This window comes from Pseudomonas sp. B2M1-30, from assembly GCF_025447575.1.
GTDB classification, from domain to species: Bacteria; Pseudomonadota; Gammaproteobacteria; order Pseudomonadales; family Pseudomonadaceae; genus Aquipseudomonas; species Aquipseudomonas botevensis.
This window is the reverse complement of record NZ_JAOEJT010000002.1, coordinates 1-14,948: the sequence shown is the minus strand read 5'-3', so window position 1 is coordinate 14,948 and position 14,948 is coordinate 1. Positions and strand designations below refer to the sequence as shown.

13 protein-coding genes and 1 pseudogene are annotated in these 14,948 nt (G+C 62.9%); 10 read left to right on the top strand and 4 right to left on the bottom strand.

Annotation, left to right across the window (positions count from 1 at the left end; all coding sequences use genetic code 11):
* Positions 1-18: 18 nt before the first annotated feature.
* The 4 genes from N8H74_RS03720 to N8H74_RS03705 all read left to right on the top strand — a co-directional run bounded on the left by N8H74_RS03720 (position 19) and on the right by N8H74_RS03705 (position 5,492).
* Positions 19-2,433 carry a TonB-dependent receptor gene (locus N8H74_RS03720; protein WP_262146264.1) on the top strand — a complete coding sequence of 805 codons (2,415 nt, stop codon included), beginning with the start codon at positions 19-21 and terminating at the stop codon, positions 2,431-2,433.
* A gap of 64 nt (positions 2,434-2,497) precedes the next feature.
* Entirely contained in the window at positions 2,498-3,685 is a 1,188-nt protein-coding gene (locus N8H74_RS03715) for an ABC transporter substrate-binding protein (RefSeq protein ID WP_262146263.1), read from the top strand.
* Entirely contained in the window at positions 3,682-4,743 is a 1,062-nt protein-coding gene (locus N8H74_RS03710; RefSeq protein WP_217833359.1) for an iron ABC transporter permease, read from the top strand. Before N8H74_RS03715 ends, N8H74_RS03710 begins: the two co-directional genes overlap by 4 nt.
* On the top strand, positions 4,737-5,492 hold the full coding sequence (locus N8H74_RS03705) for an ABC transporter ATP-binding protein (RefSeq protein ID WP_217833360.1): 756 nt from the start codon (positions 4,737-4,739) through the stop codon (positions 5,490-5,492). The genes N8H74_RS03710 and N8H74_RS03705 overlap by 7 nt, the downstream gene beginning before the upstream one ends.
* A 39-nt stretch (positions 5,493-5,531) precedes the next feature.
* Here N8H74_RS03705 and N8H74_RS03700 read toward each other — a convergent pair whose 3' ends face one another.
* From N8H74_RS03700 to N8H74_RS03690, 3 genes are all read right to left on the bottom strand, one after another.
* The gene (locus tag N8H74_RS03700; protein ID WP_262146262.1) at positions 5,532-6,455 is read right to left on the bottom strand and encodes a bifunctional helix-turn-helix transcriptional regulator/GNAT family N-acetyltransferase; all 924 of its coding nucleotides are present in this window, start codon (positions 6,453-6,455) and stop codon (positions 5,532-5,534) included.
* A 79-nt stretch (positions 6,456-6,534) separates the two neighbouring features.
* Positions 6,535-6,810, bottom strand: coding sequence for a hypothetical protein (locus N8H74_RS03695; protein WP_262146261.1), 276 nt, complete (start codon positions 6,808-6,810; stop codon positions 6,535-6,537).
* A gap of 51 nt (positions 6,811-6,861) precedes the next feature.
* The gene (locus N8H74_RS03690) at positions 6,862-7,632 is read right to left on the bottom strand and encodes an AraC family transcriptional regulator (RefSeq protein ID WP_262146260.1); all 771 of its coding nucleotides are present in this window, start codon (positions 7,630-7,632) and stop codon (positions 6,862-6,864) included.
* 233 nt (positions 7,633-7,865) lie between these two features.
* On the opposite strand from N8H74_RS03690, the gene N8H74_RS03685 reads away from it, so the two are divergent.
* The 6 genes and pseudogenes from N8H74_RS03685 to N8H74_RS29325 all read left to right on the top strand — a co-directional run.
* A complete protein-coding gene (locus N8H74_RS03685) occupies positions 7,866-9,497 on the top strand; it encodes an APC family permease (RefSeq protein ID WP_262146259.1) in 1,632 nt (543 codons plus the stop codon).
* A gap of 22 nt (positions 9,498-9,519) precedes the next feature.
* On the top strand, positions 9,520-10,446 hold the full coding sequence (locus N8H74_RS03680) for a 4-hydroxyproline epimerase (protein ID WP_262146258.1): 927 nt from the start codon (positions 9,520-9,522) through the stop codon (positions 10,444-10,446).
* A gap of 55 nt (positions 10,447-10,501) precedes the next feature.
* On the top strand, positions 10,502-11,449 hold the full coding sequence (locus tag N8H74_RS03675; protein WP_262146251.1) for a dihydrodipicolinate synthase family protein: 948 nt from the start codon (positions 10,502-10,504) through the stop codon (positions 11,447-11,449).
* A gap of 98 nt (positions 11,450-11,547) precedes the next feature.
* Positions 11,548-13,131, top strand: coding sequence for an aldehyde dehydrogenase (NADP(+)) (locus N8H74_RS03670; protein ID WP_262146250.1), 1,584 nt, complete (start codon positions 11,548-11,550; stop codon positions 13,129-13,131).
* Complete coding sequence (locus tag N8H74_RS03665; protein ID WP_262146249.1) at positions 13,128-14,402, top strand: FAD-dependent oxidoreductase; 1,275 nt, start codon at positions 13,128-13,130, stop codon at positions 14,400-14,402. Before N8H74_RS03670 ends, N8H74_RS03665 begins: the two co-directional genes overlap by 4 nt.
* 65 nt (positions 14,403-14,467) lie before the next feature.
* Positions 14,468-14,566 (top strand): annotated as a pseudogene (locus tag N8H74_RS29325) (hypothetical protein); the annotation flags it as partial.
* A gap of 1 nt (position 14,567) precedes the next feature.
* Here the strand turns inward: N8H74_RS29325 and N8H74_RS03655 are convergent.
* Positions 14,568-14,948: aldose 1-epimerase family protein (locus N8H74_RS03655; RefSeq protein WP_262146248.1), on the bottom strand; the 381-nt coding region annotated here is incomplete at its 5' end.

Here is a 14,948-nt window from a genome sequence, read left to right as displayed (position 1 = left end):
CCATAGGGTCACCCATTCATGCTCGTTGTACGGCCCCTGTGTCCGGATCGCCCGCTCAAGCCCGTTGTTCGCCGTGTGTTGCTCAGCGTCGCCGTGAGCCTGGCCGTGGGCTCGTTCGCCGTGGCGGCGGTGCCGGTGCAACTGGACAGCGTCAGCGTGCGTGGCTACCAGATCCCTCCCGGACCACTCGGGGTGACGATATCGAGCTTCGCCTTGAGTGCCGGCATTGCCTTGTCGTTCCAGCCGTCGATCACCGAAGGTCTGGTCAGCCCCGGGCTCTCCGGCTCGTACTCGACCCTGGAAGCGGTCACCCGCCTGCTGGCCGGCAGTGGCCTGGAAATGGTCGCGCGCAGCGATGGCACCTACACGCTGGTGGTGCGCAGGGTCACCCTGGACGAAACCCAGGTCGATGGCATCGACAAGCGCAGCGGCAGCCTGCCGCCGGTGTATCCGGGCGGTCAGGTGGCCCGTGGCGGGCGTCTCGGCATTCTCGGCAACCGCGACGTGATGGACGTGCCGTTCAGTGTCAGCAACTACACCTCGACACTGATCAAGGATCAACAGGCCGTGACCGTGGGCGACCTGCTGGAACGTGACTCTTCGGTGCGCTCCACTGGCCAGACCGGGGGGATTGTCGACTCGTTCTTCATCCGTGGCTTTCCGGTCGGTGAAGGCAATCTCGGTGAACTGGCGTTCGACGGCGTGTACGGCGTGGCTTCCAACTACCGGGTATTCACCGAATACGCCGAGCGCATCGAACTGGTCAAAGGCCCCGCCGCCCTGCTCTACGGCATGTCGCCCAACAGCGGCGTCGGCGGGGTGATCAACGTGGTGCCCAAGCGTTCGCTGGATGAAGACCTGACCCGGGTCACCGCCAGTTATGCCTTGAATTCGCAGTTCGGCAGCCACCTCGACGTCAGCCGCCGCTTTGGCGAGGAACGACGCTTCGGGGTGCGGATCAACGGCAGCGTGCAACAGGGCGACACGGCTATCGAAAACCAGTCCCGGGAGGTCGGCATCGGCGCGATTTCCCTCGACTATCAGGGCGAGCGTCTGCGCACCAGCCTCGACCTGATCAACCAGAAAGAAACCTTCGACGCCGCCTCCCGCCCCTTCCTGATCGCCACCGGCGTGCAGATCCCTTCGGCGGCCAACGGACGCACCAGCGTCAGCCAGGAATGGGGCTGGTCGGAAACCCGTGACAAATCGGCGCTGCTCGGTGGCGAGTACGACCTGAGCGATAACCTGACGCTGTTCGCCCACGCCGGTGGCGGCAAATCGGATGTCGCGCGCATGTCCGACCAGACGCCGACCATCATCAACGAAGCAGGCGACACCTCGTCGATCCCCGGCTATTACAAGTTCGAAGTCCAGCGCTACACCGTCGACGCCGGTGCGCGCCTGCGTTTCGACACCGGCCCGATCAGCCACAGCACCGCACTTCAAGTCACCCGTTATCGTGACGAGTTGTCCAGAGGCATTCTGTCCGCCCCGGCCATCCTGTCGAACATTTACCACCCGACCGATCGACCGAAACCGGCGATTGCCAAACCGGATACACCGAAAGTCTCGGAAAGCGAACTGTCCGGCGTAGCCCTCGCCGACACCCTGTCGGTACTCGACGAGCGCTTGCAGGTCACCGTCGGCATGCGCCAGCAGAACATCAAGTCGCACAACTACAACGCGGCCGGCATCGTCACCACGGCCTACGACAAAAGCAAATCCACGCCGTTGTTCGGCGTGGTCGCCAAGCCCTGGGATCACGTTTCGTTCTACTACAACTACGTCGAAGGCCTGAGCAAGGGCGACGTGGCGCCGTCCGCCGCGTCCAATGCCGGGGAGATCTTTTCGCCGTATGTTTCCCGGCAGCAGGAAATCGGCGCCAAGGTCGACTACGGCAGCTTCATGTCGACCCTGGCCCTGTTCCAGATCGAGAAGCCCAGCGGTGAACTGGCCTCGGGCGTGTTTTCGGTCAAGGGCGAGCAACGCAACCGTGGCGTGGAATGGAACATGGCCGGGGAAGTCGCACCGGGTACACGTTTGCTTGGCGGTGTGACCCTGCTCGATGGCGAGTTGACCCGCAGCAGCGTGGCGGCCAATCGCGGCAACCGGCCGGTCGGCGTTCCCGAGGTGCAGGCCAACCTTTGGGCCGAGTGGGACACGCCAAGTATCGAAGACCTGACGCTGACCAGCGGCGCCATCTACACCGGCAGCCAGTACGTGAACCAGGCCAACACACAGAAACTGAACGCCTGGACCCGCTTCGACGTCGGGGCGCGCTACGCCACCCGAATCGCCGAACGCCCGACCACTTTCCGCGCCACCGTACAGAACGTGCTCGACCGTGAATATTGGTCGGGCGTCGCCTCCTACGGGGCGTTTTCCCAAGGCTCACCCCGCACTCTGCTGCTCTCCGCCACCGTCGACTTCTGAAACGTCCGTTCCGGTGCGACGGCTGTCGTCGTTGCCCGGCCCGGCTTTTGTAAAGGCATACACCATGGTTAACGTTTTTCGCCGCCGTCAGACCTTCACCGCGCTGCTGTTCGCCGGCCTGCTGGGCTTGTCGCTGTCCGCCCTGACGCCGGATCGTGTCGAGGCTGCCGAGCCGGATCCGGCGCTGGCCAGCGTCACCGACCTGCAAGGCCGCACGGTCAAGGTTCACCTGCCGGTCAGACGGGTGATTCTCGGTGAAGGTCGCCAGTTGTATCTGGTCGCGGCGCTGGATACCGAGAATCCGATCGAACGCATCGTCGGCTGGCGCAAGGATCTGATCCAGTCGGACCCGGACACCTACAACGCCTACCTGCGAAAATTCCCCGATATCGCGAAGATCCCCACCTTCGGTGGATTCGAGAGCGGCACTTTCGACATCGAGCAGGCGATTTCGCAGAAGCCCGACGTGATCATCCTCAACATCGAAGCGCAGCACGCCACCGAGGATGCGCGCTACATCGAAAAACTCGACGCCCTCGGCATCCCGGTGGTGTACGTCGACTTTCGCAACAACCCCATGCAAAACACCGAGCCGACCATGCGCCTGTTCGGCAAACTGTTCGGCAAGGAAGAACGTGCCGAAGCGTTCATCGATTTTCGCAACCGGCAGATCCGTCGGGTCACTGACGTGATCGAGGCGAAACACCCTGCCCGGCCCAACGTGTTTATCGAGCGCATCGGCGGCTACACCGATGATTGCTGCCTGAGTTTCGGCAACGAGAACTTCGGCCTGTTCGTCGACATGGCCGGCGGCAACAACATCGCCCGACGCATCATCCCCAGCACGTTCGGCCAGTTGAACCCGGAACAGGTGATCGTCGCCAATCCCGACCACGTCGTGGTCACCAGCGCCGACTGGGAAGCCTTTGCGCCCGGTGGTCATTGGGTCGGTGTCGGCCCGGGCGCGAACCTCGCCGAAGCCCGCCGCAAACTCCAGTGGTACACCCACCGTCCGGCCTATGCCGGCATCAAGGCCCAGGACACGCAGGCGTTTCACGCGATCTGGCATCAGTTCTACAACAGCCCTTACCAGTTCGTGGCGATTCAACAGTTCGCCAAGTGGTTCCACCCGGAACTGTTCGCCGACCTTGATCCCGATGCTGCGTTCCGCGAGATGCACGAGCGCTTCCTGCCGGTGCCGTACGAGCCGGGCTATTTCGTCAGCCTGCAAAAACCCGAGGTGAAGCCATGAGTTCGCTGGGCGAAGCGCAGATCGCGCAGAGCGAAACCTACCGGCGGCTGGTGCTGCGCAAGCGCCTGATCCTCGCTGGACTGGCGGTGTTGCTGGCGTTCAGCGTGCTGCTCGACCTGGCCCTGGGACCTGCCAGTTACAGCCTCGGCGAAGTCCTCGGCGCGCTGTTTTCACCTGACAGCGCCTCGCCGCAAGTGCGGGTGGTGATGTGGGATATCCGGCTGCCCGTGGCCCTGATGGCGGTCGCGGTGGGCGCGGCATTGTCGCTGGCTGGAGCGCAGATGCAGACCATCCTCAACAACCCCCTCGCCAGCCCCTTCACCCTGGGCATTTCCGCTGCGGCGGGGTTCGGTGCCGCCTTGGGCCTGGCCTTCGGTGTGGCGCTGTTTCCGCTGGCGGCGCAATACATGGTGCCGCTCAATGCATTCGTCATGGCGATGCTCTCGGCGCTGCTGATCCACTTCATGAGCATGCGGCGCGGAGTCACCGCCGAAACCATCGTGCTGCTCGGCATTGCCCTGGTGTTCACCTTCAATGCGCTGTTGGCGCTGGTGCAGTTTTTCGCCACCGAACAGGCTGTGGCCGCCGTGGTGTTCTGGACCATGGGCAGCCTGACCAAAGCCACCTGGCCGAAACTCGGAGTGATCTGCGTGGTGATCCTGATCACCCTGCCGATCTTCGCCAAACGCGCCTGGGCACTGACCGCCCTGCGCCTGGGCGACGACAAGGCCGCCAGCTTCGGCATCAACGTGCGCAGTCTGCGCTTTCAGACGCTGATCATGGTCAGCCTGCTCGCCTCGTTCCCGGTGGCGTTCGTCGGCACCATCGGTTTCATCGGGCTGGTCGGGCCGCACATTGCCCGGATGCTGATCGGCGAAGATCAGCGTTTCTTCCTGCCGGCCTCGCTGCTGACCGGTTCGCTGATCCTGTCCGCCAGCTCGGTGGTCAGCAAAACCCTGATCCCCGGGGCGATTTTTCCCATCGGCGTGGTCACGTCCCTGATCGGCGTGCCGTTCTTCATTTCTCTGATTCTCAACGGGAAGAAAAACTCATGGTGAAGATCCAGCTCGACAACCTCGGCGCCCGCTACGGCCAGCGCGAGATCATTGCCGGTGTCAGCACCGCGACCTTCAGCGGCGGTCAGGTAGTGGCCGTGGTCGGACCCAACGCGGCAGGCAAATCGACGCTGTTCAAACGCATGGCCGGACTGATCGACGGGCCGGGGCAAGTCATTCTGCAAGACTCGAAAAAAGGCACTCAGGGCATCAGCTACATGCCCCAGGGCCTGAACGCCAGCGCCCGCCTGACGGTCTACGAGTCGGTGCTGCTGGCGCGCAAGCAACTGACGCCGGGCTGGTCGGTTCATGACGATGAACTGAAACTGGTGGACGACATCCTCGATGCCCTGGGCATCACCGGACTGTCCTTTCGCAACCTCGGCGAACTGAGCGGCGGCCAACAGCAACTGGTGTCGATCGCCCAGACCCTGGTGCGCGAACCGGAAATCCTGCTGATGGACGAACCCACCAGCGCGCTGGACATGCACCGCCAGGTGCAGGTGCTGAACTTCATGAGCACCCTGGCGCGCAAGCGCGAGGTGATCGTATTCATCGCCATCCACGATCTGAACCAGGCCCTGCGCTTCGCCGATCAGGTGCTGGTCATTGCCGATGGCACCACACAAGGCAGCGGCCCGAGCCATGAAGTCATCACCGAATCGATGCTGCGCAAGGTGTACAAGGTCGAGGCGCGGATCGAGCGATGCAGTCGTGGGCATCGGCATATTCTGATTGACGATATCGTGTGACGGCGGATTGAGTATTTGCGCGGTCAAACCCGCCGCCCCTCACAACTCGCGCGCCCAGGTCTGGCTGACCAGATCCTTGCCAAAACTGTGGATCGACTCCTCGTCGATCAATTCAAACCCGGCCTTCTGGTAGAGCTTGCGAGCATCGGTGAGGATGCTCGTGGTCCACAGCATCATCTTCTTGTAGCCGACCTGACGGGCAAAGCGCAGGCACTCTTCGACCAGACGATTGCCGATGCCCAGCCCTCGGGCGCTGGCATCCACGTAGAGCATGCGCAACTGGGCGGTGGTTTCGTCGTGCCTGACGATGAACACCGAACCGATCACCTTGCCGTCCTTTTCGGCGATCCAGCAGCGCTCGGAAGCGGGGTCGAACTCGCGCAGGTACTTGGCGACGATTTCCGCCACCAGTGCTTCGAATTCCCAGTTCCAGCCGTACTCACGGGTGTAGAGCGCCGACTGTTGCTGCACCACGGTGCCCATGTCTCCGGCCTGGGGATCGCGCAGGACCCAGGTTGAATCTCGGTTGCCGCTCAGCAGTTTCTGGATCAGCGCCATGGCCTCGATCAGTTGCTGTTGCTGCGGTTCGGACAGGCGTTCAAGCATGGCGACGATCTGCTCGCGCGTGGTTTTCTCCAGCGGCGCCAGAATGGCACGCCCAAGGGGAGTGAGGTGCAGCAGCGCGGCTCGACCGTCGGTTTCCGAGCGCACCTTCTGGATCAAGCCTTTGCGTTCGAATCCGCTGACGATCCGGCTCATGTAGCCGGCGTCCAGGCTGAGCATCTGCCGCAGGTCGGCGCTGGTCAGATCGCCGCGCGCGCCCAGCTCATAAAGCACGCGGATCTCCGTCAGCGAGTAATCGCTTTGCAGCAGATGCTCCTGCAACACGCCAATCTGGTGGGTGTAGAAACGGTTGAAGCTGCGGATGAGGTCAGCTTGTTCGACGAGCTCAGGGGTGGACATGACGGGTACTCAATTGATTGCTTAAAGCAACTATATATTTGCCTAAGGCAACCATGTCAATCTCGTCGTCGATGAACGGCTACCTGCACTTCGCCAAAACCACCTGACAGGTATTTGGTGTCCCGCCCGAACGCCCGGCGTAGCGCATGCAGTTATCCATCGATTTCTTGCGTGCCATGTTCAGGCTGGAACCCCAGGCCAGACCGCCTTCGCCCACCGTCGGCAGCGCTTTGGCGTAACAACTGTCGCCGACGCCTGATGGCGGATAGTGTTTTTTGTTTGAACAGCCGGAACTGAGGATCAGGCTGCATGCGATCAGGCTCAGAAAGCAGCAACGCGAGGCTATTCCGCTCATCTCGTTTCACCTGACACAAGGGGGCTATGACCTCTCACAGTCTAGTCGCGATCACTGTTCCGTCGCCTGTCGATACTGCCGTGGGGTAAACCCGGTCGATGCCTTGAACTGGCGGGTGAAGGCGCTGTGATCGGTGTAGCCGCATTGCAATGCGACTTCAGTGATCGGCAGGTCGGTATGCAGCAGGCGATGGGCGTGTTCCAGACGCACTTTCTGGATCATCTGCCGCGGGGTCAGGTGGAAGACCCGTTTGCAGTAACGCTCCAGTTGCGCCACGGAAATCCCGGCGATGCGGGTCAGTTCGCCAAGGGTGACCCGGCGGTTGAAATGGCGGCGGATGTGTTCGTCGACAGCGGCCAGACGCTGAAACGCCGGGTGGGTTTCGCTGGCCGATTGCAGGTCTACGGAAATCCCGGCCAGGCCGATGATCTCGCCGTCGCGGTTGTACAGCGGCCGTTTGTGGGTCAGGCACCAGCCCGGTTCGCGACTGCCGTACAGGTGCAGTTCGAGCTGATCCTCCAGCACAAACCCCTCCTCCAGCACCCGCCGATCCTGCTCGGTGTAGCCCGGTCCCAGTTGCGCCGGGAACACCTGCGCGCTGGTCTTGCCAAGCAGCGGGCGCAGGTCCTTCAAACCGCAACGCTGCACCAGGGTGCTGTTGGCCATGACGTAACGCGCCTGGACATCCTTGATGAAAATCGCCGCATTCGGGATCACGTCCAGCAGCGGCAACAGCGGCGCAACGCCGGCCAACAACCCTTCGAGGGTCTGCGGACGATTGGCTTCACTGCCTTGGCACAGGATCGAAAACGCGTCGTGCATCGTGGAGTTGTCCCCTGCTGATAGTTCGGCCAGGTCCCCGCGCCGGGGCGTTCGCGTGCAGATTGCAGCAACGACGGGAGCCTGTCGAGGGCCGCGTTTTATCTGCGCAACTGTGCCGATTTCGTCATCGATCCGACCGCAAAACATCAATCGCGCCGCTGCCGTTGAGTTCAAAGTCTGGACCGTCGATTGACACCTACTGCCTATCCAATAACTCACAAGAAGGCGATGCCATGTCAGGCCAAGGCAAGTTCAAGAAACAACTTTCATTGATAGACCTTACGTTTATCGGACTCGGCGCGATCTTCGGTTCGGGTTGGCTGTTCGCGGCCAGCCACGTGTCCGCCATCGCCGGGCCGGCGGGGATTTTTTCCTGGCTGCTGGGCGGTTTCGCCGTGTTGTTGCTGGGCATCGTTTACTGCGAGTTAGGGGCGGCACTGCCCCGGGCCGGCGGTGTGGTGCGTTACCCGGTCTACTCCCACGGGCCGTTGCTCGGTTACCTGATGGGCTTCATCACCCTGATCGCGTTCTCCAGTCTGGTCGCCATCGAAGTGGTCGCTTCGCGGCAATACGCGGCGGCGTGGTTCCCCGGCCTGACCCAGGCTGGCAGCGGCGACCCGACGGCGCTGGGCTGGCTGGTGCAGTTCGGCCTGCTCTGTGTGTTCTTCCTGCTCAACTACCGCAGCGTGAAGACCTTCGCCAAAGCCAACAACCTGGTCAGCGTGTTCAAGTTCATCGTGCCGCTGCTGGTGATCGGCGTGCTGTTCACCTTCTTCAAACCGGAAAACTTCCAGGTTCAGGGTTTCGCCCCATTCGGCCTGTCCGGCATCGAAATGGCGGTGTCTGCCGGCGGCGTGATCTTCGCCTACCTCGGCCTGACCCCGATCATTTCAGTGGCCAGTGAAGTGAAGAACCCGCAGCGCACCATCCCGATTGCGCTGATCCTCTCGGTGCTGCTGTCGACTGCGATCTATGTGCTGCTGCAAACCGCGTTCCTTGGCGGCATCCCGACGGAAATGCTCGCCAACGGCTGGGCCAGTATCAACAAGGAGTTCGCCCTGCCGTACCGCGACATCGCCCTGGCGCTCGGTGTGGGCTGGCTGGCGTATCTGGTGGTCGCCGACGCGGTGATCTCGCCCAGCGGCTGCGGCAACATCTACATGAACGCCACGCCGCGCGTGATCTACGGTTGGGCGCAGACCGGCACCTTCTTCAAGGTCTTCACCCGCATCGATGAAAAGTCCGGGATCCCGCGCCCGGCGCTGTGGCTGACCTTCGCCCTGTCGGTGTTCTGGACTCTGCCGTTCCCGTCCTGGGAAGCGTTGATCAACGTGGTTTCCGCCGCGCTGGTATTGAGCTACGCGGTGGCGCCGGTGTCCGTCGCCGCCCTGCGCCGCAACGCGCCGAACATGCCACGCCCGTTCCGGGTCAAGGCCATGGGCCTGCTCGGGCCGGTGTCGTTCATCATCGCTGCGCTGATCGTCTATTGGTCGGGCTGGAGCACCGTGTCCTGGCTGCTCGGCCTGCAAATCCTGATGTTCGTCGTGTACCTGCTGTGCGGCCGTTTCGTGCCGACCGCGCACCTGAATCTTGGCCAGCAAGTGCGTTCCTCGGCGTGGTTGATCGCGTTCTACGCGGTGACCATCGTCCTGTCGAAACTCGGCACCTTCGGCGGCCTGGGCATCCTCACCCACCCATTCGACACGCTGGTCGTCGCGGCTTTCGCCACCGGCATCTACTACTGGGGCGCCGCCACCGGCGTACCGGCCCACCTGCTGCGTCTGGACGACGACGCGGATGAAAGCGAAGTCGCTGCCCAATCCACTGGCACCACCGCCAACCCGCGTCCTGCCGGCGCCTACTGAAACCTTGCAACGGGACACGTCCATGAAACGAGTACACGTCATTGATTCGCACACCGGCGGCGAACCCACGCGCCTGGTGATGAAGGGATTCCCCGATCTGTCCGGCAGCAGCATGGCCGAGAAGCGCGATGCCTTGCGCACCCAGCACGACCAATGGCGCCGCGCCTGCCTGCTGGAGCCGCGCGGCAACGATGTACTGGTCGGCGCGCTGTATTGCGAGCCGGTGTCGACGGACGCCACCTGCGGGGTGATCTTCTTCAACAACGCCGGTTACCTGGGCATGTGCGGCCACGGCACCATCGGCCTGATCGCCTCGTTGCAGCATCTGGGTTTGATCGAACCGGGCATACACAAAATCGACACGCCGGTCGGCCAGGTCAGCGCCACCCTGCATGACGATGGCGCGGTGACCCTGGGCAACGTGCCCGCCTACCGCCATCGCAAGCAGGTGCCGGTGGATGTGCCGGGATATGGCCGAGTGTTCGGCGACATCGCTTACGGCGGCAACTGGTTTTTCCTGGTGTCCGAGCACGGGCAGACGCTGACGATGGACAACGTCGAGCACCTCACCGCCTACACTTGGGCGATGCTCAAGGCCCTCGAAGACCAGGGCATTTTCGGCGAGGACGATGCCGTCATCGACCACATCGAACTGTTCGCCGACGACGCCAAGGCTGACAGCCGCAACTTCGTCATGTGCCCCGGCAAGGCCTATGACCGCTCGCCGTGCGGCACCGGCACCAGCGCCAAACTCGCCTGCCTCGCTGCCGACGACAAGCTGCAACCGGGCGAGCGCTGGGTGCAGGCGAGCATCACCGCCAGCCAGTTCGAAGGCCGCTTCGAATGGGAAGGCGATCGCATTCGCCCGTACATCACCGGCCGCGCCTACATGACCGCCGACAGCACCTTGCTGATCGACGAAACCGATCCGTTCGCGTGGGGCATCTGAGCCGCCGCGCTGCTTTTCCACCCAATCCGACTGAACGTTCCAAGGAGCTAGAACAATGAGCGACAACATCTTCACCGGCTGCATGCCTGCCCTGATGACCCCGTGCACCGCCCAGCGCAAACCGGACTTCGACGCCCTGGTGGCCAAGGGTCGCGAGCTGATCGACATCGGCATGAGTGCGGTCGTCTACTGCGGCTCCATGGGTGACTGGCCGCTGCTCACCGAAGCCGAGCGCCAGGAAGGCGTGGCGCGGCTGGTGGCCGCCGGCATTCCGACCATCGTCGGCACTGGTGCCGTGAACACTCGCGAAGCGGTGGCCCACGCGGCTCACGCGGCGAAAGTCGGCGCCCAAGGCCTGATGGTCATCCCGCGCGTGCTGTCCCGTGGTGCTTCGCCGGCTGCGCAGAAAGCTCACTTCGCCGCGATTCTGCAAGCCGCGCCGAAGCTGCCGGCGGTGATCTACAACAGCCCTTATTACGGCTTCGCCACCCGCGCCGACCTGTTCTTCGAACTGCGCCGCGAGTACCCGAACCTGATCGGCTTCAAGGAATTCGGCGGTGGCGCCGACCTGCGCTACGCCGCCGAAAACATCACCTCCAAGGATGAAGACGTGACCCTGATGGTCGGCGTCGACACCCAGGTGGTCCACGGTTTCGTCAACTGCAACGCCACCGGCGCCATCACCGGCATCGGCAACGCCCTGCCCCGCGAAGTGCTGCAACTGGTGGCCCTGAGCAAGCAAGCGGCCAAGGGTGATGCCAAGGCCCGTCGCCAGGCACGGGAGCTGGAATCGGCGCTGGCGGTGCTGTCGTCGTTCGACGAAGGCACCGATCTGGTGCTGTATTACAAACACCTGATGGTGCTCAACGGTGACAAGGAATACACCCTGCACTTCAACGAAACCGACGCGCTGAGTGACTCCCAGCGGCGGTATGCAGAGGTGCAGTATTCGCTGTTCCGCCACTGGTACGAGAACTGGTCGGCAGAACAGAACTTCGCCTGATCCTGCGATGCGGGGCTGTGTGCCTCGCATCTTTTTTTCTTGCCTGCCGCGCCCTGCGCCCATGCAGGGCGACCGCCACTTTTTATCAGGAACACACCATGACACTGACGGGCCACATGCTGATCGGACAGCAAACCCTCGCGGGCAACCGTGAAGCCATTCACGGGATCAACCCGGCCACCCATGCCGCGCTGGAACCGGCCTACGCCGGCGGGTCGGCCGAACATGTCGAGCAGGCTTGCGCGCTGGCCTGGGCGGCGCTGGATGGTTATCGCGAAACACCACTGAGTGCGCGGGCGGCGTTTCTGGAAACCATCGCCAACGAAATCGAAGCCGTCGGCGATGAGTTGATAGACCGCGCCATGGCCGAAACCGGCCTGCCTCGCGCCCGCTTGTCGGGTGAGCGCGGGCGCACCTGCCAGCAACTGCGGATGTTTGCCCGCACCGTGCGTGCCGGCGAGTGGCTGGATGTGCGGGTTGATCCGGCGCAACCGCAACGCCAGCCGATGCCGCGTTCGGATCTGCGTCAACGGCAGATTCCGCTGGGGCCGGTGGCAGTGTTCGGGGCGAGCAATTTTCCGCTGGCGTTCTCGGTGGCAGGCGGCGATACCGCTTCGGCACTGGCGGCTGGCTGCCCGGTGATCGTCAAGGCGCATGGCGCGCACCCTGGCACCAGTGAACTGGTCGGGCGCGCGGTGACGCGGGCGGTCAAGGCCTGTGGTTTGCCGGAAGGTGTGTTCTCGCTGCTATACGGTTCGGGACGCGAAGTCGGGATTGCGCTGGTCACCGATCCGCGTATCAAAGCCGTGGGTTTCACCGGTTCGCGCAGTGGTGGTCTGGCGCTGTGCCAAGCGGCGCAGGCACGGCCCGAGCCGATTCCGGTGTACGCGGAAATGAGTTCGATCAACCCGGTGTTGCTGTTTCCGGCAGCATTGCAGAATCGCGCGGAGGCATTGGCCCAAGGGTTTGTCGCGTCGCTGACGTTAGGGGCGGGTCAGTTCTGCACCAATCCCGGGCTGGTGATTGCCCAACAAGGGCCGGCGTTGGACAGCTTCGTGGCCGCCGCTGCCAGGCTCATCAAGGATTGCTCGGCGCAAACCATGCTCACGCCAGGAATCTTCAATGCCTATGAGGCAGGCGTGAGTTTACTGGCCGAGAACGCCCGGGCGCAGGTTGTGGCTGCCGGCCAGATCGGCACCGGCCCGAATCAATGTCAGGCCCATCTGTTCATGACCAACGCGAGCGACTTCCTCGCCGATCACACCCTGCAAGCCGAAGCCTTCGGCGCCGCTTCATTGGTCGTGCAATGCGCCAGCGACGATGAAATCCGTCAGGTCACCGAACACCTCGAAGGCCAGTTGACCGCCACCCTGCACCTGGATGACGCTGACCTGGAACAGGCCCGCACACTGTTGCCAACCCTTGAGCGCAAGGCTGGACGCCTGTTGGTCAACGGCTGGCCCACCGGCGTCGAAGTCTGCGACGCCATGGTTCACGGCGGCCCGTTCCCGGCCACCTCGGATGCGCGCAGCACTTCGGTCGGCACTGCTGCCATCCTGCGTTTCCTGCGCCCGGTCTGCTACCAGGACTTCCCCGACAGCCTGCTGCCCGCCGCGCTGAAACACGACAACCCTTTACAGCTTCGCCGCCTGCTCGACGGCCAACGGGAAACCCAGGCATGAGCCAGAACGCCTCCCAACACGACGCCGACATCGCGGTCATCGGCGCCGGCATCATCGGTGTCGCCAGCGCCCTGCGCCTCGCGCGCCAGGGCAAACGCGTGATCGTCCTCGACCCACAGGAACCCGGCCACGGCGCGTCCTTCGGCAACGCCGGACACCTGGCCACCGAACAAGTCTTCCCGATCGCCGATACTTCCATCCTCAAGCGCCTGCCCGCCATGCTCATGGACCCGATGGGACCACTGCGCCTGGACTGGAAATACATGCCCCGCGCATTGCCGTGGTTCACCCGGCTACTGCTGAACCTGCGCCCGGCGCCGTTTCAGCGCACGGTGGCTGGATTGCGGGTGCTGAATGAGGCCAGCCTCGATGCGTGGCGCCGGTTGCTCGACGATATCGGGCGAGCGGATTTGCTCAAGGTGGAGGGGTCGTTGTTGGTGTTCGAACGATCAGAATCCCGCCAAGCCATCGACGCCTTGCAGGCCCGGATGCGACAGCAGGGAGTAGCGGTGGATTATTGGCAGGTCGGGACGATACGCGAGACTGCGCCGCAACTGAGCGAGCAGATTCAGGGCGGATTGTTCTTCCCAAGCACCGGGCACTTTATCGACCCCTACCTTGTGGTTTGCGAACTGGTCAACGCCGCAAAAGCTGCCGGCGTGAAATTCGTCAAACAAGCGGTTCGCGACGGCGTCGTTCGCGAGCACGGCGCTTCCCTCGTCACCGATAACGGTGGGTTGACGGCCTCTCAGGTACTCATCGCCTGCGGCGCCCACTCGGCCAGACTCACCGCCGCACTGACCGGCAAAAAAGTCCCGCTCGACACCGAACGCGGCTATCACCTGATGCTGCCCCACGAACACGACCGCCTGCCCTTCCCCGTTACCTCGCTGGAACGCAAATTCATCATGACGCCGATGACTGAAGGGTTGCGGCTGGCCGGGACGGTGGAATTTGCAGGGCTGGAGCGGCCGCCGAGCATGGAACGAGCGTGGCAGTTGCATCGGTTGAGCAAGGGGTTGTTTCGCAGGGATTTGAATGTGGACGGGGCTACGACGTGGATGGGGTTCCGGCCTTCGCTGCCGGATTCATTGCCGGTGATTGATCGGGTTTGTGAGGGGAAGGTGCTATTGGCGTTTGGGCATCAGCATTTGGGGCTGACGCAGGGGGCGGTGACTGCGGAGATGGTTGGGGGGATGGTGATGCCAGATGCTGGTAATCGGGTTGGCGGGCTGCCGGCGATCCAGGCCTACAACCTGGATCGCTTTTGAGAGGTAATTTTTTCTGATTGAAAGCAGCCGTTGGGGATTGGCTGCTTTAGGCTAGGAGCGGATAGTCCCTGTCGTTGCGATCAGCCCATCGACGGCTCAAGATCGCGCGCACGCCGGCGGATCTTGAGCTGGCCGACGGGATCAGACGCGGACATTTGGCCGATGTCACCCCTTGGTCAGATCAACCAATGGCGTCTGTCGCACCTCAGTCTCCCGTCCACCCTGAATCTCGCTCACCTGCTTCAAGGCCTTATCTACAGCCGCCTTATCCGCCAACAAGCTGTAGCGGATGCGGAACTGCTTGTGTTCCTTCGGTCCGATTGTCGGTACCAGGTTCAGTGGCCGCTGATAACGGCGGTTGTAGGAAAAACTTGTCCCCGGTTCCAGCCCCGTCACATAACCCTGGCCTTGGGTATCCGTGTTTTTCCATAGGGAAAACACGGGCAGTGTCTGAGTATTAAAGCCAACCGAAACGCCCAGGCTGCCGGCCTTGTTATGCAACACGGTCAACGTATCGCCTTTGGCATCGGCGTACGGCACTACGTT

Excerpts from the sequence above, each read along its gene's own strand:
- N8H74_RS03720 (WP_262146264.1), top strand. The coding sequence starts at position 19 with ATGCTCGTTGTACGGCCCCTGTGTCCGGATCGCCCGCTCAAGCCCGTT.
- N8H74_RS03715 (WP_262146263.1), top strand. The coding sequence starts at position 2,498 with ATGGTTAACGTTTTTCGCCGCCGTCAGACCTTCACCGCGCTGCTGTTC.
- N8H74_RS03710 (WP_217833359.1), top strand. The coding sequence starts at position 3,682 with ATGAGTTCGCTGGGCGAAGCGCAGATCGCGCAGAGCGAAACCTACCGG.
- N8H74_RS03705 (WP_217833360.1), top strand. The coding sequence starts at position 4,737 with ATGGTGAAGATCCAGCTCGACAACCTCGGCGCCCGCTACGGCCAGCGC.
- N8H74_RS03700 (WP_262146262.1), bottom strand. The coding sequence starts at position 6,455 with ATGTCCACCCCTGAGCTCGTCGAACAAGCTGACCTCATCCGCAGCTTC.
- N8H74_RS03695 (WP_262146261.1), bottom strand. The coding sequence starts at position 6,810 with ATGAGCGGAATAGCCTCGCGTTGCTGCTTTCTGAGCCTGATCGCATGC.
- N8H74_RS03690 (WP_262146260.1), bottom strand. The coding sequence starts at position 7,632 with ATGCACGACGCGTTTTCGATCCTGTGCCAAGGCAGTGAAGCCAATCGT.
- N8H74_RS03685 (WP_262146259.1), top strand. The coding sequence starts at position 7,866 with ATGTCAGGCCAAGGCAAGTTCAAGAAACAACTTTCATTGATAGACCTT.
- N8H74_RS03680 (WP_262146258.1), top strand. The coding sequence starts at position 9,520 with ATGAAACGAGTACACGTCATTGATTCGCACACCGGCGGCGAACCCACG.
- N8H74_RS03675 (WP_262146251.1), top strand. The coding sequence starts at position 10,502 with ATGAGCGACAACATCTTCACCGGCTGCATGCCTGCCCTGATGACCCCG.
- N8H74_RS03670 (WP_262146250.1), top strand. The coding sequence starts at position 11,548 with ATGACACTGACGGGCCACATGCTGATCGGACAGCAAACCCTCGCGGGC.
- N8H74_RS03665 (WP_262146249.1), top strand. The coding sequence starts at position 13,128 with ATGAGCCAGAACGCCTCCCAACACGACGCCGACATCGCGGTCATCGGC.